This window comes from Actinomadura sp. NPDC048394, assembly GCF_040651755.1.
GTDB classification, from domain to species: domain Bacteria; phylum Actinomycetota; class Actinomycetes; order Streptosporangiales; family Streptosporangiaceae; genus Spirillospora; species Spirillospora montaniterrae.
The window spans coordinates 21,203-37,421 of sequence record NZ_JBEZJL010000017.1; the positions used below are offsets into that span (position 1 = coordinate 21,203).

General features: G+C 73.4%; 19 protein-coding genes. 14 read left to right on the forward strand and 5 right to left on the reverse strand.

Going from position 1 to position 16,219, the window contains the following annotated elements; all coding sequences use genetic code 11:
* Positions 1–4: 4 nt before the first annotated feature.
* The 5 genes from AB0C78_RS14095 (at position 5) to AB0C78_RS14115 (ending at position 4,639) form a co-directional block, all read left to right on the forward strand.
* Positions 5–970 (forward strand): nucleoside hydrolase, encoded by a 966-nt coding sequence (locus AB0C78_RS14095; RefSeq protein ID WP_360746808.1) that lies wholly within the window; start codon positions 5–7, stop codon positions 968–970.
* A 76-nt stretch (positions 971–1,046) separates the two neighbouring features.
* Positions 1,047–1,790 (forward strand): PIG-L deacetylase family protein, encoded by a 744-nt coding sequence (locus tag AB0C78_RS14100; RefSeq protein WP_360746811.1) that lies wholly within the window; start codon positions 1,047–1,049, stop codon positions 1,788–1,790.
* Between the two features lie 110 nt (positions 1,791–1,900).
* Positions 1,901–2,290, forward strand: a complete 390-nt coding sequence (locus AB0C78_RS14105) for an SRPBCC family protein (RefSeq protein ID WP_360746814.1) — start codon at positions 1,901–1,903, stop codon at positions 2,288–2,290.
* Between the two features lie 169 nt (positions 2,291–2,459).
* Positions 2,460–3,359 (forward strand): serine hydrolase, encoded by a 900-nt coding sequence (locus tag AB0C78_RS14110; protein WP_360746817.1) that lies wholly within the window; start codon positions 2,460–2,462, stop codon positions 3,357–3,359.
* Positions 3,360–3,466: 107 nt separating this feature from the next.
* Positions 3,467–4,639 (forward strand): FAD-dependent monooxygenase, encoded by a 1,173-nt coding sequence (locus tag AB0C78_RS14115; protein ID WP_360746820.1) that lies wholly within the window; start codon positions 3,467–3,469, stop codon positions 4,637–4,639.
* A 107-nt stretch (positions 4,640–4,746) separates the two neighbouring features.
* Here the strand turns inward: AB0C78_RS14115 and AB0C78_RS14120 are convergent, their stop codons facing one another.
* Positions 4,747–5,514, reverse strand: coding sequence for a DUF4190 domain-containing protein (locus AB0C78_RS14120; protein WP_360746822.1), 768 nt, complete (start codon positions 5,512–5,514; stop codon positions 4,747–4,749).
* A 153-nt stretch (positions 5,515–5,667) separates the two neighbouring features.
* On the opposite strand from AB0C78_RS14120, the gene AB0C78_RS14125 reads away from it, so the two are divergent.
* The gene (locus AB0C78_RS14125) at positions 5,668–5,991 is read left to right on the forward strand and encodes a hypothetical protein (protein ID WP_360746825.1); all 324 of its coding nucleotides are present in this window, start codon (positions 5,668–5,670) and stop codon (positions 5,989–5,991) included.
* Complete coding sequence (locus AB0C78_RS14130) at positions 5,988–6,422, forward strand: acyl-CoA thioesterase (RefSeq protein WP_360746828.1); 435 nt, start codon at positions 5,988–5,990, stop codon at positions 6,420–6,422. The genes AB0C78_RS14125 and AB0C78_RS14130 overlap by 4 nt, the downstream gene beginning before the upstream one ends.
* Positions 6,423–6,446: 24 nt before the next feature.
* Here AB0C78_RS14130 and AB0C78_RS14135 read toward each other — a convergent pair whose 3' ends face one another.
* Both AB0C78_RS14135 and AB0C78_RS14140 read right to left on the reverse strand, forming a co-directional pair.
* Positions 6,447–7,085 carry a response regulator transcription factor gene (locus AB0C78_RS14135; RefSeq protein ID WP_360746831.1) on the reverse strand — a complete coding sequence of 213 codons (639 nt, stop codon included), beginning with the start codon at positions 7,083–7,085 and terminating at the stop codon, positions 6,447–6,449.
* A gap of 53 nt (positions 7,086–7,138) precedes the next feature.
* A complete protein-coding gene (locus AB0C78_RS14140) occupies positions 7,139–8,296 on the reverse strand; it encodes a PspC domain-containing protein (RefSeq protein ID WP_360747058.1) in 1,158 nt (385 codons plus the stop codon).
* Between the two features lie 223 nt (positions 8,297–8,519).
* On the opposite strand from AB0C78_RS14140, the gene AB0C78_RS14145 reads away from it, so the two are divergent.
* The 5 genes from AB0C78_RS14145 (at position 8,520) to AB0C78_RS14165 (ending at position 12,378) form a co-directional block, all read left to right on the forward strand.
* Entirely contained in the window at positions 8,520–9,761 is a 1,242-nt protein-coding gene (locus AB0C78_RS14145; RefSeq protein ID WP_360746834.1) for a PspC domain-containing protein, read from the forward strand.
* Positions 9,754–9,960: a hypothetical protein gene (locus AB0C78_RS14150; RefSeq protein WP_151541705.1), complete on the forward strand. Its 207-nt coding sequence runs from the start codon at positions 9,754–9,756 to the stop codon at positions 9,958–9,960. The genes AB0C78_RS14145 and AB0C78_RS14150 overlap by 8 nt, the downstream gene beginning before the upstream one ends.
* A gap of 58 nt (positions 9,961–10,018) precedes the next feature.
* Positions 10,019–10,105: a putative leader peptide gene (locus tag AB0C78_RS14155; protein WP_360747061.1), complete on the forward strand. Its 87-nt coding sequence runs from the start codon at positions 10,019–10,021 to the stop codon at positions 10,103–10,105.
* Positions 10,106–10,172: 67 nt separating this feature from the next.
* The gene (locus AB0C78_RS14160) at positions 10,173–11,522 is read left to right on the forward strand and encodes a dicarboxylate/amino acid:cation symporter (protein WP_360746837.1); all 1,350 of its coding nucleotides are present in this window, start codon (positions 10,173–10,175) and stop codon (positions 11,520–11,522) included.
* Positions 11,523–11,676: 154 nt separating this feature from the next.
* Positions 11,677–12,378 carry a TetR/AcrR family transcriptional regulator gene (locus tag AB0C78_RS14165; RefSeq protein WP_151541703.1) on the forward strand — a complete coding sequence of 234 codons (702 nt, stop codon included), beginning with the start codon at positions 11,677–11,679 and terminating at the stop codon, positions 12,376–12,378.
* Positions 12,379–12,562: 184 nt separating this feature from the next.
* On the opposite strand, the gene AB0C78_RS14170 is transcribed toward AB0C78_RS14165, so the two are convergent.
* Positions 12,563–12,949, reverse strand: a complete 387-nt coding sequence (locus tag AB0C78_RS14170) for a cysteine dioxygenase (protein WP_360746841.1) — start codon at positions 12,947–12,949, stop codon at positions 12,563–12,565.
* 288 nt (positions 12,950–13,237) lie between these two features.
* On the opposite strand from AB0C78_RS14170, the gene AB0C78_RS14175 reads away from it, so the two are divergent.
* Complete coding sequence (locus AB0C78_RS14175) at positions 13,238–14,776, forward strand: alkaline phosphatase D family protein (protein ID WP_360746844.1); 1,539 nt, start codon at positions 13,238–13,240, stop codon at positions 14,774–14,776.
* 207 nt (positions 14,777–14,983) lie between these two features.
* Entirely contained in the window at positions 14,984–15,349 is a 366-nt protein-coding gene (locus tag AB0C78_RS14180) for a hypothetical protein (RefSeq protein WP_360746847.1), read from the forward strand.
* Positions 15,350–15,457: 108 nt separating this feature from the next.
* On the opposite strand, the gene AB0C78_RS14185 is transcribed toward AB0C78_RS14180, so the two are convergent.
* Positions 15,458–16,183 (reverse strand): TetR/AcrR family transcriptional regulator C-terminal domain-containing protein, encoded by a 726-nt coding sequence (locus AB0C78_RS14185; RefSeq protein WP_360746850.1) that lies wholly within the window; start codon positions 16,181–16,183, stop codon positions 15,458–15,460.
* Positions 16,184–16,219: the final 36 nt, after the last annotated feature.

The following is a 16,219-nucleotide window of genomic DNA, read 5'->3' on the forward strand; positions in this document are numbered from 1 at the left end:
ACGGGTGACGAAAGCTCCCGTTCTGCTGTTCGACTGCGACACCGGCATCGACGACGCGCTGACCCTGCTCTACCTCGCCTCCCTCGTCCGCGCGGGCGAGGCCGAGCTCGCCGGGGTCGGCACGGTGCACGGCAACATCGACCCGCTGACCGGGGCCCTCAACACGCTGCGCGTGCTGGAGGCGGCCGGGATGGAGGCGGGCGAGAAGGGGGTGCCGGTCGCGGTCGGCGCCGCCCGCCCGATGGCGCAGGACGTCCACTACGCGCTCGACTGGCACGGCCGCGACGGCCTCGGCGACACGAACCCGCCCGCCCCGGCGGGGCGCCCGGTCGCCGAACCGGCCGCCGCGCAGATCGTCCGGCTGGCGCGGGAGCGGCCCGGCGAGCTGACGCTGCTCGCGACGGGCCCGCTGACCAACCTCGGCGCGGCGCTGCTGCTGGACGAGGAGCTGCCGTCGCTGGTCCGCGAGGTGGTCGTGATGGGCGGCGCGTTCGGCCACCCCGGCAACATCACCACGCACGCCGAGGCGAACATCTGGCACGACCCGGAGGCCGCCGACCTGGTGTTCGCGGCGGACTGGCCGGTCGTCCTGGTGCCGCTGGACGCGACGCACCCGACCGCCGTCCACGACGACTGGCTCGACCGGCTGGCGGCGCACGACTCCCCCGTCGCGCGGTTCGCCGCCCGGATCCTGGAGTTCTACGCCGACGCCTACACGCCGACGCTGCGGCGCCGGGGCGCCGTCATCCACGACGCGCTGGCGGCGATGCTGGCGGTCGACCCCGGGCTCGGCGAGTACGTGCAGCGGCCGGTGCGGGTGGAGCTGCGCGGCGAGCTGACGCGCGGCACGACCGTCTGGGACGCGCGGTCCCTGCCCGCCGACGACACCCGCCGGCCGGTGAAGGTGGCGGTCGGCAGCGACGTGCGGGCCTTCCAGGAGCGCCTTCTCGCGGCCGTGCTGTCGCTCTGACCGGCCGCCGCCGCGGCGGCCTGCGGGTTCGCGGAAACCCTGATCTTGGGTGTGCCCGTATCCGTTCGGAGACTTTATGGTTGAAGCCGTGACCAACGTTCTGGACGACAGCGGGCTGCAGCGGATCCTCGCCGTGATGGCGCATCCGGACGACGTCGACTTCGGCTGCGCCGGGTCGGTGGCCGGCTGGACGGACCAGGGCATCGAGGTCGTCTACCTGATGGTCACCGACGGCGACGCGGGCGGTTTCGACGACGGCGTCACCCGGGACGAGATGGCGTCGCTGCGCCGCGAGGAGCAGCGCGCGGCGGCCAAGTGCGTCGGCGTCACCGACGTCCGGTTCCTCGGCTACCCGGACGGGCGGGTCGAGGCGACGCTGGAGCTGCGCCGCGACATCGCCCGCGTGATCCGGCAGGTGCGGCCCGACCGGGTGCTGATGCCGAGCCCGGAGCGCAACTACGAGCGGATCTACCCGAGCCACCCCGACCACCGCGCGGTCGGCGGCGCGGCGCTGGACGCGGTGTACCCGGACGCGCGCAACCCCTACGCGTTCCCGGAGCTGCTGGCCGACGAGGGCCTGGAGGCGTGGACGGCCCGCGAGGTGTGGCTGAGCGGCGGCCCGGTGGTGAACCACTACGTCGACATCACCGACCAGTTCGACCGGAAGGTGAACGCGCTGCGCGCGCATGCCAGCCAGACGTCCCACATGGGCGACGAGCTGCCGAACATGCTGCGCGGCTGGCTGTCGGCGAACGCCAAGGCGGCCGGGTTCGGGGACGGGCGGCTGGCCGAGGCCTTCCAGGTCGTCGACACGGCCTGACCCCCGCGCCGGACCCCGGATCGGTCACGCTCCAAATTCATCGCGTCACAAGCCGTTATCTTCCCTGAATCGGGCATACATCCGCTGTGTCCTGACTCAGGGGGGATGTCATGCCGCATGAGATCGAGGCCACCGCCACCACCTACGCCGCCCCAGAAGTGATCTTCAAACATCTCTTCGTGGCGGACTCCTGGGACGAGTGGGCCGCGTTCTGGGCCCGCGCCCGGCACGAGGTCGTCGCCTACGACCCGCCGCGCCACTGCGGCTACGTCGCCATGGCCGGGCTGCCGCGCGGCTACCGCGTCGACATCACGCTGGAGCCGCACGGGGTGAACACGCTGATCCGCTGGCGCGGGGCGTTCGACGGGCGGATCCCGGGCACCGCGCCGCTGAAGCGCGCGATGCTGCGCCGCCGGTTCGGCTCGTTCGCGCGGCGCGTCGCGTGGCACGCCGAGCGCTGCGAGCCGGGCTGCCCGGCCCGGCTGCCCGTCGAGTTCTGACCGCGGGCCGGGCGCGCGCGGGGCGCGGGCACGGCGCGGATGGGCGCTTGCCAGGCGCGGGCGGGGCCGTCCCGGGTGCAGGTGATCTTCCCGTTCCGGCGGGTAGGAGCCGTGGTGATCATGGCGGCCCCCGGGGGACGGGCCGCCGTCGCGCGAATCGGGGGATCGCATGCGGCGCAGCGTCACCGTGCTCGGCATCGCCATCGGTGCCGTGGCCGCCGGAACGGGCATCACCTGGACGATGACGCACGGGCACCCGCCCGGCACCGTCCACCGGCCGGAGCACGGCTCCTCCGGCGGACGGGTGGTGACGGTCGCGAAGGCACCGATGTTCGATCCGCTCCGGCTGCGCGGCAACGTCCTGGCCTACCTGCGGGACCGGCCGGGGCGCGCCGGCGTGATGGCGGCGGACCTGCGCGGCGGCACGGCGTTCGGGGTGAACGAGACGTCCCGGTTCGTCACCGCCAGCGTCATCAAGGTCGACATCCTGGCGGCGCTGCTGCTGCAGCACCAGCGGCAGGGCGTCGGCCTGTCGGACGGGGAGCGGTCGCTGGCCGGGCGGATGATCCGCAAGAGCGACAACGACGCGGCGGACGCGCTGTACGCGGACATCGGCCGCGACGCGGGGCTCCAGAACGCCAACGCCGCGTTCGGCCTCGGGCACACCGTGCCGTACCCGGTGTCGTGGGGGTCGTCGTGGACGACCCCGGCCGACCAGGTGCGGCTGGTGCGGATGCTCGCCGCGGACGGCGGCCCGCTCACCGCGGCGAACCGCCGGTACGTCCTCGGCCTGATGGGCTCGGTGACACCCTCGCAGGCGTGGGGGATCAGCGCGGCGGCGCGTCCCGGCGAGAAGGTCGCGCTCAAGAACGGGTGGGTGCCGCTGCGGTACGAGGGCAACGGCTGGGCGGTCAACAGCATCGGCCGCATCACCGGCGGCGGCCACGACTTCGTCGTCGCGGTGTTCAGCGGCGACAGCCCGACGATGGCGGCGGGCGTGGCGACGGTCGAGCATGTCTCGTCCATGGTGGTCTCGGCCCTGCGCGAGGCCGGGCGCGAGGCGGGCTGACCCCGGCTCTCAGCGGGACGTCAGGCCGGTGAGCGGAGCGTCAGCGTTCTGTCAGCGCGTGCGGTGAGCCTTCGGGAAGGCGGCACGAACTTCCGAAGGAGCGGCTCATGCGCAGCAGGAACATCCTGATCTCCGGTGCGAGCATCGCCGGCCCGGCCCTCGCGTACTGGCTCGACCGGTACGGGTTCGCGGTGACGGTCGTGGAGCGGGCGCCCGGGATGCGTCCCGGCGGGCAGGCGATCGACGTGCGGGGGCCGGCGCTGGACGTCGCGGACCGGATGGGGATCCTGGACGCGGCCCGCGGGCTGAGCACCGACCTGCGCGGCATGTCGGTCGTCGGCCAGGACGGCGAGGAGATCTTCCGCACCACCGAGCGCACCGCCAGCGGCGGCGACCTCGCGAGCCCCGACGTGGAGATCCTCCGCGACGACCTCGCCGAGCTGATCGCCGGGGCCGGCGGGGACCGGATCGAGTACCTCTTCGACGACGCGATCGCCGGGCTGGAGCAGCGCGGCGACGGCGTCCGGGTGATCTTCCACGGCGGCGCGACCCGGACGTTCGACCTGGTCGTCGGCGCCGACGGGCTGCACTCCAACGTGCGGCGGCTGGCGTTCGGCCCCGAGGAGGACTATTTGCGCCACCTCGGCAGCCACCTCGGCGTGTGGACGGCCCCGAACCTGCTGGGCCTCGACCGCTGGCAGACGATCTTCCCGGTGCCGGGGAACGCGTGGGGCGCGATGGCGATGAGCGTCCGCGGCAACGCCGAGCTCCGCGTCTACATGGGGTTCGACTCGCCCGGCCCGGTCGCCTACGACCCGCGCGACGTCCAGGACCAGAAGCGGCTGCTCGCGAGCCGCTTCGCGGACGCCGGCGGGGCGATCCCGCGGCTGCTGGAGACGATGCGCGCCGCGCCGGACTTCCACTTCGACGCGATGGCGCAGATCCGCATGGACGCCTGGTCGGCGGGACGGGTGGCGCTGCTCGGCGACGCCGGGTACTGCGGTTCCCCCGCGTCCGGCCAGGGCACCAGCATGGCGATGGTCGGCGCGTACGTCCTGGCGGGCGAGCTGAAGGCCGCCGGCGGCGACCACCGCGCCGCGTTCGCCGCCTACGAGGCGGAGCTGCGCGACTTCGTCACGGCGAACCAGGACCTCGCGCTCAGGAACATCGAGCGGAACCGCGACCGGATCGCCGCCGAGATGGGCGTGGCGGAGGCGAGCGAGGAGCAGATGGACGGCATCTCCGCCGTCACCGAGTCCTACAAGCTGCGCGACTACTGAGGGCCCGCGCCGGGCCGATCGCGCGGGCCGATCGCGCGGGTCCGGGGTCGCGCGGGTCCGGGGTCGGGCTGAGCGGCGGGCCGGCCGCCCAGCGGAGACGCCGGAGATCAGCCGCGGATGGGGCGGGTGAGCTTCTTGCCCTCGGCGGCGTTCACCGCCAGGCAGGTCACGGCGCGGTCGCCGTCCCGCCACGAGTCGGCGGTCGGGTAGTAGAACGACCGGCCGAGGTGCGCGGCGGCCGGGTCGCGGTCGAGCCTGCGCTGGATGCGCAGCTTGCAGCCGGTGGAGGCGAGCCGGCTCATCTCCTGGTCGGTGGGCATCACGGTCTGCGTCAGCTTGAAGACGGCCAGCACCTCGCCGTCGTGCGGGCCGGTGCAGGGCACCTTCTTGACGCTCTCCACCTCGACCGGCGGAGCGGACTCGTCCGCCGGGGCGCCGGACGAGACCGGGTCGTTGATGCAGTCGCCGACCTTCATCGTGTACGCGTCGATCTTCTCCGGCTTGGTCGTCTTCGGCTTCGGCGTGCCGTCCGGGCCGGTGGCGGAGGACGAGGAGTCCGAGCCGGGGATGACGAGGTAGCCGATCGTCCCGCCGACGATCCACAGCGCGGACAGCGCGATGCCGGCGATGGCGAGGCCGCGGCCCTTGCCGCCGCGGTCGGCGATCTGGCGGAGCGAGATGAAGCCGAGGACGGCGCCGACGATGCCGCAGCAGCCGAGCAGCCCGGTGACGAACGCGGCGATGGCCATGCCGTTGGTCTTGTCGTCCCGCGGCGGCCCGGAGCCGTAGGCGGGTCCGGACGGCATGGGCGGCGGCGGGTAGGGGGCCGCGGGGTCGGGGCCCGGCTGCGCGGGCCCGGGAGGTGGGTAACTCATGGGAGGCGACCCTGTCACATCCCGCGCACCGCTTGATCATGATGCCCGACATTCCGGACATTACATTTTGCTCACACCCATTACGCCGACGTAGCGCGGAGTGGGCGGCCCTCCCATCGCAAAGCGATCGGTACCGATTGCTAAGCTATGGCCATGGAGCCACCGGACCCGCGCGCCGAGCGGATCGCCGCGGCGCTGCGCCAGATCAGCGCCGGGTTCGCGGCCCTGGCCGACGCCGTCGCCGCCGACCCCGCCGAACCGCCGGAGGAGAGCCGCCACCTCGCGCTCATCACCGAGTGGGGCCGGCGGGGCCTCACCAGGGCCGAGGCCAGCGCGCTGTTCCGCAAGCACGGCTTCTCCCCGCAGGCCGCCGGCGGCTGGGTCCGCGGCGACTGGCTGGAGATCCGCGACGACGGCCGCCGCTACCTCACCGAGCGCTCGCTGAGCTGGCGGGCCGGACAGGAGGACCCCGAATGACCGTCACCGCCGAACCGTTCAGCGTCCGGATGGACGTCCGCGTCTACGAGATCGACCCGCAGCTGCATCTCAACGGCGGGTTCTACGTCCAGTACGCCGACCACGCGCGCTACGCCTGCGTGCAGGCCGCCGGGGTGTCCGTCGAAGACCTCGTCCGCGGCGGCCTCGGGCCCGTCAACCTGGAGACCGTGATCAGGTACCACCACGAGCTGCGCGGCGGCGACCGGGTCGACGTGACCTGCGAATGGGAGTGGGGCGGCGGCAAGACCTACCGCGTGCGCCACGCGTTCCGCCGCGCGGACGGCACCGTCGCCGCAGAGGTCGCGCACGTCAGCGGCCTGCTCGACCTCGAGGCGCGGCGGCTCGTCGCCGACCCCCGCGAGGCGTGGCGCGCGAGGGCGAGCAGGCCGGAACTCCTCGGCCTGGACTGAGGCCCCTGGCCAGGAGGCCGTCCGCTACACCAGGCGGCGGGCGGCCGCCCAGCGCGACAGCTCGTGCCGGTTCGACAGCTGGAGCTTGCGCAGCACGCTGCTGACGTGCGTCTCCACCGTCTTCACCGAGATGAACAGCTCCTTCGCGATCTCCTTGTAGGCGTAGCCGCGGGCGATCAGCCGCAGCACGTCCCGCTCCCGCTGCGTGATCTGGTCGAGCTCCGGGTCCACCGCCGGGACGTCCGTCGCCGCGAACGCGTCCAGCACGAACCCCGCCAGGCGCGGCGAGAACACCGCGTCGCCCTCCGCGACGCGGCCGATCGCGTCCGTCAGCTCCGGCCCTGAGATCGTCTTGGTGACGTAGCCGCGCGCGCCGCCGCGCACCACCCCGATCACGTCCTCCGCCGCGTCCGACACCGACAGCGCCAGGAACCGCGACGGCACCACCCCCGTCAGCCGCCGCAGCACCTCGATCCCGCCGCCGCCAGGAAGGTGCACGTCCAGCAGCACCACGTCCGGCGTCGTCGCGCGGATCACCGAGACCGCCTCGTCGACGTCGCCGGCCTCCCCGACGATCTCGACGCCGCCGCCGAGCTCCGCCTTCACCCCGGTCCGGAACATCTGGTGGTCGTCCACCAGCACGACCCGCTTCAGCTCGCTCACGCCCTGCTCCTTCGAGGGGGGACGACCGCCCGCACCCGCCGGTCCGCTCCCGCTCATCCCTTGTCCATTTCCAGCCGCACCTCGGTGCCCTCCCCCGGGGCCGTGCGGACGGTGGCCTTGCCGCCGTTGCGCTCCATGCGTCCGATGATGGACCCCCGGACGCCCATCCGGTCCTCCGGGACCTGATCCAGGTCGAATCCCTTCCCCCGGTCCCGCACGAAGATGGCGACCTTCTCCCCCTCCACCTCCGCGTACACCGACACCGACGGCGACTCCGCGTACTTCGCGGCGTTCACCATCGCCTCCCGCGCCGCCTGCAGCGCCGCGCCCAGCCGGTCGTCCAGCTCGGTGTCCCCGACGCACACCACCTCGATCGGCACGCCGTGGTCGTCCTCGACCTCGCCCGCCACCGCCTTGATCGCCGCGGCGAACGTCTGGTCCGGGTCCGAGCGCGGCTGGTAGAGCCACGTCCGCAGCGTCCGCTCCTGCGACCGGGCGAGCCGCTGCACCTCCCTCGAGTCGTGCGCGTTCCGCTGGATCAGCGTCAGCGTGTGCAGCACCGAGTCGTGGATGTGCGCGGCCAGCTCGGCCCGCTCCTGCGACCGGACGCGCTCGGCGCGCTCGGTGTCCAGGTCCTGCCAGAGCCGCACCACCCACGGCGTCACGATCAGCGTCACCCCGGTCAGGATGATCAGCATCGCGATGACGACCGACCGGGCCTGCCCCACGTCCACCCGCTGCGCGACGAACCCGCCGATCCCGCCGACGACCAGCAGCAGCCCGAGCAGGCTGCGCAGCCAGCGCTGCCGCAGCGGCAGCACCCACCGCTGCCGCTGGTCCCGGTCGGCCTGCTGCCACAGGATCGCGGCGCCGACGCCGCCGAGCACGAACGGCCAGATCGCCCACTGCATCAGCCCGCCGGCCTTGCCCGCCGCCCCCCACGGCAGCGCGGCCAGCCCGAGCGTGACCACCGCGTAGACGGCGAGCTGCCCCCAGTCGCGGCCCCGGCGCCCCGCCGCGCCCTCCCGCGCCGGCACCAGGATCCAGAACGCGCCGTACGCGGCGAGCCCGAGCCCGCTCGCCACCGTCAGCAGGACGAACGCCGACCGGACGATCAGCACGTCGACGCCCAGGTGCGCGGCGAGCCCGCGCGCCACGCCCGCGACGAGCCGCCCGTCCGGCACCCGTTCGAGCCGCGCCGCCTCGGGCACGGCCGACGGCGCGGCCGTCACCCCGCCCGCCGCCCCCGCGTCCCGCGGGCCTTCGCCACGTACTCCCACGTCACCGATCGTCACACGCCCCCGGGCCCGTCCGCATCAGGGCCGCACCCCGAATTCCCTCAGGGTCCCGATTCCGGGGGGCGGGGGGATCTCGGGGTCCGGTCAGGGTCGTCCCCGATACCGCGCCGCGTGCCGGGCGGTCACGATGGTGGACATGGCTGAGGAGCGGAACGCCGGCGAGCGCCGGCGGCTGGCGCGGGATCCGGAACGGCGCGTGCTGGCCGGGGTGTGCACCGGGCTCGGGCGGTACACGGGCATCGACCCCGTCGTCTTCCGCGTGGGGTTCGGGCTGCTGGTCCTCGCGCACGGGCAGGGCGTCTTCCTCTACATCGTCGCCGCGCTGCTCATGCCGGCGAGCCCCGGCGAGTCGTCGGCCGCGGAACGGCTGTTCCGGCGGTGGTTCGACGCGCCGGCGGTGCTGTCGGCGCTCGGGGCGCTGCTGTGCGTCGGCGTCGCGCTCAGCCTGTTCGGCGGCGTCTCGACGGACTCGATCGCGGTACTGGTCGTGTTCGGGCTGGTCATGCTGGTCGCCCACGCGCGGGGCGTCGACCTCGTCGGCGCGGCCCGGGCCATCCCCGAACGGTTCGCCGGGCACCCGCCGGGCCCGTCCCCCGAATGGACCGCGGGCAAGAGCGTCTCGCTGGAGAAGGAGGCACCGGCCTGGACGGGCGGCGGCCTCCCCGAAGGAATGATCGACCTCGCCACCTACGGCCGGGCCCGTACCGCGGAACCGCCCGTGGAGCCGTGGGAGGACGCGCCCCCGCCGGAGCGGCGGCGCGAGCGCCCGAAGTCGCCCGCGGCGACGATCACGCTGCTGGCGGCGATGGCCACCGGCGCCGCGCTGATCCCCGTCGCCCGCGGCTACCCGGCGCCCGAGTCGGCCCTGATCGTCATGGCGCCCGCGCTCGCGGTCGTCGGGCTGGGCCTGATCGTCGGCGGCTGGTTCCGGACGCGCGGCCTCGCCGCCGTGGGAACCCTGCTCGCCCTGTCGCTGCTGGCCACCTCGGTCGCGGCGCACCTGCCGGAGAACCTTAAGTACGGCGACATGGAGTGGCGGCCGATGAACGCGACCAGCACGCACCAGGAGTACCGGATCGGCGTCGGCCAGGGCACCCTGGACCTGACCGCCCTGCCGCTCGCGACAGGCCAGCACGTCTCGGTCGACGCGCGGGTCGGCCTCGGCGGGATGGAGGTCAAGGTGCCGCAGGGCGTCCGCGTCCGGCTCGACGCCCGGATCGCGCTCGGCGACCTGCGCATCGAGCACCGCACGACCAGCGGCCCGAACGCCAAGGTGATCCGCGTGCTGGAGCCCGAGGGAGCGGCCGTGAAGAACCCGCCCGAGATCGACCTGCGCATCCGCGGCAAGGTCGGGGACGTGGACGTGCACCGTGTCTGAGCGGCCGTACAGGTTCGACCCGGCGGGGCCGGTGACCGGGATCTTCTTCCTCCTGCTCGCGGGGATCTTCCTCGCCGACGGGCTGTCCGGCGGCCACGCCGTCGAGGTGGCGGTGATGGTGCCGGTGGTGCTCATCGGGCTCGGCGTCGTCGGGACCGTCCGGGTGCTGACCCGGTCGAGGCGCAGACGGCTGAGGTGACAGGGGTCACCCCCTGACCTGGGAACATCCGGTCCGGGGCCGGCTGTTCAGAGGATTCGTGAAGTTCTCCGGGAAGAGCGTCCTGCTCGTGGCGCGGCTGCACGTCGACCTGTGCCGCCTCGCCAGCGTGCTGTGTAGCCGCTGAAGCCTCTCGCGCCCACAGCCCGTCCCCTTTTCACAGCCGGTTCCCGGCTGCCCTGGAGAACCCCTCGATGAACCTCCGTGTCTGGAAATGGCAGTTCTGGCAGCAGATCGTGCTGTCGCTGGTGCTCGGCGTCGCCGCCGGCGCCCTGATCAACAACTTCGGCGGCGGGGAGAAGACCGCCGCCGACTGGCTCGACCCGTTCGGCGACGTCTACGTCAGCCTGCTGAAGGTCGTCGTCGTGCCGCTGGTGTTCGCCGCGATCGTGGTGAGCGTCGGCCGCCTCCGCGGCGTCGGCAGCGTCGCGCGGCTCACCGCGAAGACCCTCGGCTGGTTCGTGGTGACCTCGGCGATCGCGACCGCGATCGGGCTGACCGTCGCGCTGCTGATCAAGCCGGGCCAGGGGCTCGGGAAGCTCGCCAGCGAGTCCGCGACGACCGACCCCGTCACCTGGACGCAGGTGCTCCACAACCTGTTCCCGTCCAACATCGTCAAGGCGATGGCGGACGGCAACGTGCTCGGCGTCGTGACGTTCGCGGTGCTGTTCGGCGCGGCGCTGGTCGCGATCGGGCCGCGCGGCGAGCGGCTGACGAGCCTCATCGACGACCTGTACGCCGTCATGCAGAAGGTCGTCTGGTGGGTCGTGCGGCTCACCCCGATCGGGTCGTTCTTCCTGATCGGGTCGGTCGTCGCGACCTACGGGCCGAGCTCGCTCGCGCCGCTGGCGAAGTTCACCGGCGCGATCTACCTGGCCGTCGCGATCATGCTGCTGGTCGGGTACCCGGTGTTGCTGCGCGCGTTCGGCCGGGTGAGCCCGCTGAAGTTCCTGCGCAACTCCTGGCCCGCGATCCAGTTCGGGTTCGTGTCGTCGTCCTCGCTGGCGACGCTGCCGATCGCGCAGCGGGTGTCGATCGAGCGCAACGGCGTCCAGCGCGAGTACGCGAGCTTCGCGCAGCCGCTCGGCGCGACGATCAAGTTCGACGGCTGCGGCGCGATCTACCCGGCGGTCGCGGCGGTGTTCGTCGCCCAGTACACCGGCGTGCACCTCGGCATCGCCGACTACGCGCTCATCGCGCTGGCCGCGGTGATCGGGCAGCTCGGCACCGGCGGCACGCCCGGCCCGGCGCTGGTCGCGCTCACGCTGACCCTCACCACGGTGGGGCTGCCGCTGCAGGCCGTCGGCTACCTGATCGCGATCGACAAGGTCATCGACATGGCCCGGACGGCGCTGAACGTCACCGGCCAGCTGACCGTCCCGGTGCTGGTCGCGCGGTCGGAGGGGCTGCTGGACGAGGCGGTCTTCAACGGGCCGCCGAAGGAGCTGACGTCGAGCCCGTCCACCCCGGACGAGAGCGGCGAGAGCGGCGGCACCGGCGAGGCGCCGGCCCGCGACCGCGCGCCGGAGCCCGTTCCCGCCTGATCCCGCCAAGCCGATCTCCACGAGGACGGCGCCCGCGCCCGGTTCGGCGCGGGCGTCGTTCGTGTGACCCGTGCCGCACCGCCCGGGCATCCCCGTCCGGCGGGGACGCGAAGTAATGTGATCCCAACGGCAGGTGATCGGGGATCGAGGTGTGATGGCAGGGCAGCCCGGTGTCCCGGAGGCCGGCGGCACGGACGTGCTGCCGGGCTCGCGGTCCGCCCTGGATCCCGGCCGCGCGATCAAGCCGGGGCGGCACGGGCTGTCGCCCGAGACGGTCGCGGGCATCCAGCGCGAGCGGCTCATCGACGCGTTCGTGCAGGTGGTGTCGGAGCGCGGGTTCGCGCACACGACGATCGGGCGGGTGACCGAGGGCGCGGGCGTCACGAAGAAGACGTTCTACACGCACTTCACCGATCTGGACGACTGCTTCCTCGCCGCCTACCAGCGCGGCATGGACATCCTGCTGCGGCGGATGGCGGAGGCGTACGAGGCGGCGCCGTCGTGGCCGGACGGGATCCGGGCGGCGCTGCGCCGGATGCTCGCGATCCTCGCGGCGGAGCCGCGGTTCGCGCGGGCGTCGCTGGTGGAGGTGAACGCGGCGGGGCCGCAGGTGCGGCAGGCGCGGATCGACAACCTCGCCCGGTTCCGCGGGTTCTTCGAGGACCCGTCGCTGCCGCCGGTCCCGGTCGCGGTGATCGACGCGATCGTCGGCGGGATCTACAGCGCGATCCACGTGCAGATGGAGACGGGCGAGGCGGAGGAGCTGCCGTCGCTGCTGCCGGCCCTCACCTATTTCGTGCTGCTGCCGCTGATCGGCCGCGAGGCGGCCTCCCCGTACCTGACCGGCGACCCCTGACCCGCCCGCCCCCCTCCGCGCAGCCCGGCAGACGCGCGAGCGTGGGACGACGTGCCCGCGGGCATGGGGCGACGCGCGCGGGCGCGGGGCAACGCGCGCGGGCGCGGGGCAACGCACCCGCGGGCGTCGGGCGACGCGCACAGGCGTGGGGCGACGCGCGCTCGGCCGCTGGGGCGCTCGGCTGCTAGGCGGCGTGGAGGCTGACGGCGAAGGCGGGGCCCGGGTTGGTGAGCGTCTGCGGGCCGCCGTGGACGCGGACCCGGTTGGCCCGCAGCGGCCGCTCCGTCACGCCGTCCGCCGCGATCGCCACCTCCGCCAGCTCGCCGGCGAGCAGCGTGCTGACCTGCCCGTGGACGGTGGCGCCGTGCCCGGGGGGCCAGGTGGTCAGCCACAGCCGGACGCCGTCCGGGGCGTCCAGCGGGACGTGCACCGGGTCGGCGTCGTCGAAGACCACGCGGCGCCACCAGTCGGACGGGCGGGCCGCGAGGTCGCGGACGCGGGCGGCGAGCTGCCCGACGGTGGGCGGGCGGGCGGTGATGGTGCGGCCGTGCGGGTCGTCCTGGCCACGCATAGTGAGATCGGGAACCATGTCCTGGATGTCCTGGTCTGAGCCGGATCCGGGTGAGCGCCACCCGGGAGCAACGGGATGATCAGCGGCTACAGGCAGGACACAGCGCGCTCGCCACGCGGCGGAGGGCCACGGGGCTGTCGGCGGGAACGCGCGCTGGCATGGCAACAAGGAGACACTCCGTGACCAACGGTTGTCAAGCCGAACACCTCCGTTCACCCGCCGTGCACCCGTGATCCGTCCCGGTCCGTCAGCATCCGTCCGGTAACGGATCAAGGAACGGAGTCTGCGATGGACCGGCGAAGCGTGCTGCGCGGTGGTCTCGTGACGACCGCGGGAGCGGCCCTTGCCCTGCTGAACGACGGCCCGGCCCGCGCCGCCGGCCTGGTGCGGACCGGCCGTCCCCGGCTCACCCACGGCGTGCAGAGCGGCGACGTCACCGCGAACGAGGCGGTGATCTGGGCGCGCTCGGACCGGCCCGCGCGGATGCTCGTCGAGATCGGCGACCGGCCCGACTTCCGGAACGCGCGGACGCTCCGCGGCCCCGTCCTCACCCCGGACACCGACCTGACCGGCAAGGCGTTCCTGCGCGGCCTGCCGCCGGGCCGCGAGCTGCACTACCGGGTCCGGCTGGACGACCTGGACCGGCACCTGGCGTCCGAGCCGGTGGCCGGGCGGCTGCGCACGGCGCCGCGCACCCGCCGCGACATCCGGTTCGTCTGGTCGGGCGACCTCGCCGGGCAGGGCTGGGGCATCAATCCGGACCTCGGCGGCTACCGCATCTTCAAGGCGATGGCCGCGGTCGACCCCGATTTCTTCCTCTGCAGCGGCGACCTGGTCTATTCGGACGGCCCGCTCTCCGAGACGGTGAAGCTGCCGGACGGTTCCACCTGGCGCAACCTCACCACGGCGGAGAAGTCCGCCGTCGCGCAGACCCTCGCCGAATACCGCGGCCAGTTCCGCTACAACCTTGAGGACGCCAATCTCCGCGCGTTCAACGCGCAGGTCCCGATGCTCTACCAGTGGGACGACCACGAGACGCTCAACAACTGGTACCCCGGCGAGATCCTGGACCTTCCGCAGTACACGGAGAAGCGGGTGGACGTGCTGTCGGCGCGGGCCCGCCGTGCCGCCTTCGAGTACACGCCGATCGCCATTCCAGCGGCGAAGGGCGGCCGCATCTACCGCAAGATCTCCTATGGTCCGCTGCTCGACGTGTTCATGCTGGACATGCGCACGTACAAGTCGCCGAATGACGCGGACGACTCCCCCACCCAGCGCGACGGCCTGCTCGGCGCCGAGCAGACCGCCTGGCTGAAGAGCGAGCTCCGCCACTCCCGCGCCACCTGGAAGGTCATCGCGAACGACCTGCCGATCGGCCTCGTCGTCCCCGACGGCACCGCGCAGGAGGCGGCGGCGCAGGGCGACAACGGCGCCCCTCTCGGCCGCGAACGGGAGATCGCCGGGATCCTTTCCGACATCAAGAAGAACCGTGTCCGCAACACCGTCTGGCTGACGGCCGACGTCCATTACACGGCCGCGCACTACTACGACCCGTCCAAGGCGGCGTTCAAGGACTTCGACCCGTTCTGGGAATTCGTGTCCGGGCCCCTGAACGCGGGCGCCTTCGGCCCGAACTCCCTCGACGGCACGTTCGGGCCGGTCGCGAAATTCGTCCAGGCGCCGCCGCACGCCAACACCTCGCCGGCGGAGGGCTACCAGTTCTTCGGCGAGGTCGACATCGACGCGCACTCGGCGACGCTCACCGTCCGCCTCCGCGACCTCGACGGAAAGGTGCTGCACACCGAAACGCTGAATCCCGCCCGCTGACGGCGGCGCGTGAGGTCGCGCCTTCCTCGAAAGGCGCGACCTCGCCCCGCCTCGCGGATGTCCGATGCCCCATCGGGCTTCTCAGCGGGTGATCAGGACGTACGCGATCACGGTGAGCACCGCGGTCACGATCAGGTACTTGGCGAACACGTACCGCACATACCCCGCAGATCGGGACACAGTCCCCGACCTGGGATCATCGACCGTGTGAACCCCGTGCGCACCCTCGCCCCGCCCGCGGCGGCGCTCGTCCTGTGCCTCCTCCTCCCCGGCTGCTCCGGCGGCGGCGGGAACCACCGGAAGGCCGACTGCGCCAAGATCACCGCCGCCCTGCGCACCCCGTCGAGATCGGACGACGTCCAGGGGATCATCGACGCGCTGCGCCGCGTCCGCCCGAAGCTCAAGGACGACCACCTGGCCAAGGAGGTCGACGTCGTCCTGGACGTCGGCGCGAAGCTGAAGAAGAGCGGCGGCGACGAGACCGGCCGGAACCTGCTGTCCGACTCCGAGGCGATCCGCTTCAGCAAGGCGACCGACGACATCACCGAGACCTGCGGCACCCCGTCCCCCTGACCCCATCCCCGCAGCCCCCGTCCCGGATCGGCGGTGGCGCCCGCGGCGACGGTGCGCGGCGACGGTGCGCGGCGATGGCGCGCGGCGATGGCGCGCGGCGGTGAGCGGTCAGGACCTGCGGTCGAGCCAGGCCTGGAGGCCGTCGAGGATGCGTTCGAGGCCGAACTCGAAGCCGGCGTCCGGGTCGAGGTGGAGCGGCATGTTCCGCCGCCAGTAGTCGGCGTAGGCGGGGTGGTCGCCGGCCGCCCGCTCCACGAAGGGGCGGAGCTGCTCGACGAGCTCGTCCGGCGACTTCTCGCCGCCGCGGGTCGCGCGCTTCATCGCGACGTCGGACGTCGCGTAGCCGATGGCCTGCGACACCAGCAGGGAGCTGGCCCAGCCGATCTCCGCGCCGGTCAGGCCCGCGGCGGACAGCAGCGCGATGGTGCGGTCGCTGACCCGCATCGCGTTCGGGCCGAGGGCGGGATGGCTGCCGAACAGCGCGATCACCCAGGAGTGGCGCAGCAGCACCGTCCGGAAGCTGCGGGCGAGCCCGGCCGCGGCCTCCCGCCAGCCGGCCTCCGCGGCGTCCGGGACCTCGACCTCGCCGAGGATCTCGTCGACGACGAGTTCGAGCAGCTCGTCCTTGTTCGCGACGTAGAAGTACATCGAGGTCGCGCCCGCGCTGATGCTCGCGCCCAGGCGCCGCATGCTGAACCCGTCGAGGCCCTCGGCGTCCAGCAGCGCGACGGCGGCGGCGACGATCTCCTCGCGGCTGAGCTGCGGGCGCCCGCGCCGCGGGCGGCCCGGGCGCAGCCAGACCGAGTCGATGAAGGGATCGTTCTCAGGGGCCATGCGGCGTCCTTCCGACCTGGGCTGCTCCGGCGCCCC

Bases quoted from the DNA above. Each gene is read 5' to 3' on its own strand.
- AB0C78_RS14145 (WP_360746834.1), top strand. From the start codon at position 8,520: ATGGCTGAGGAGCGGAACGCCGGCGAGCGCCGGCGGCTGGCGCGGGAT.
- AB0C78_RS14175 (WP_360746844.1), top strand. From the start codon at position 13,238: ATGGACCGGCGAAGCGTGCTGCGCGGTGGTCTCGTGACGACCGCGGGA.
- AB0C78_RS14110 (WP_360746817.1), top strand. From the start codon at position 2,460: ATGCGGCGCAGCGTCACCGTGCTCGGCATCGCCATCGGTGCCGTGGCC.
- AB0C78_RS14160 (WP_360746837.1), top strand. From the start codon at position 10,173: ATGAACCTCCGTGTCTGGAAATGGCAGTTCTGGCAGCAGATCGTGCTG.
- AB0C78_RS14130 (WP_360746828.1), top strand. From the start codon at position 5,988: ATGACCGTCACCGCCGAACCGTTCAGCGTCCGGATGGACGTCCGCGTC.
- AB0C78_RS14105 (WP_360746814.1), top strand. From the start codon at position 1,901: ATGCCGCATGAGATCGAGGCCACCGCCACCACCTACGCCGCCCCAGAA.
- AB0C78_RS14165 (WP_151541703.1), top strand. From the start codon at position 11,677: ATGGCAGGGCAGCCCGGTGTCCCGGAGGCCGGCGGCACGGACGTGCTG.
- AB0C78_RS14100 (WP_360746811.1), top strand. From the start codon at position 1,047: ATGGTTGAAGCCGTGACCAACGTTCTGGACGACAGCGGGCTGCAGCGG.
- AB0C78_RS14120 (WP_360746822.1), bottom strand. From the start codon at position 5,514: ATGAGTTACCCACCTCCCGGGCCCGCGCAGCCGGGCCCCGACCCCGCG.
- AB0C78_RS14185 (WP_360746850.1), bottom strand. From the start codon at position 16,183: ATGGCCCCTGAGAACGATCCCTTCATCGACTCGGTCTGGCTGCGCCCG.
- AB0C78_RS14115 (WP_360746820.1), top strand. From the start codon at position 3,467: ATGCGCAGCAGGAACATCCTGATCTCCGGTGCGAGCATCGCCGGCCCG.
- AB0C78_RS14125 (WP_360746825.1), top strand. From the start codon at position 5,668: ATGGAGCCACCGGACCCGCGCGCCGAGCGGATCGCCGCGGCGCTGCGC.
- AB0C78_RS14170 (WP_360746841.1), bottom strand. From the start codon at position 12,949: ATGCGTGGCCAGGACGACCCGCACGGCCGCACCATCACCGCCCGCCCG.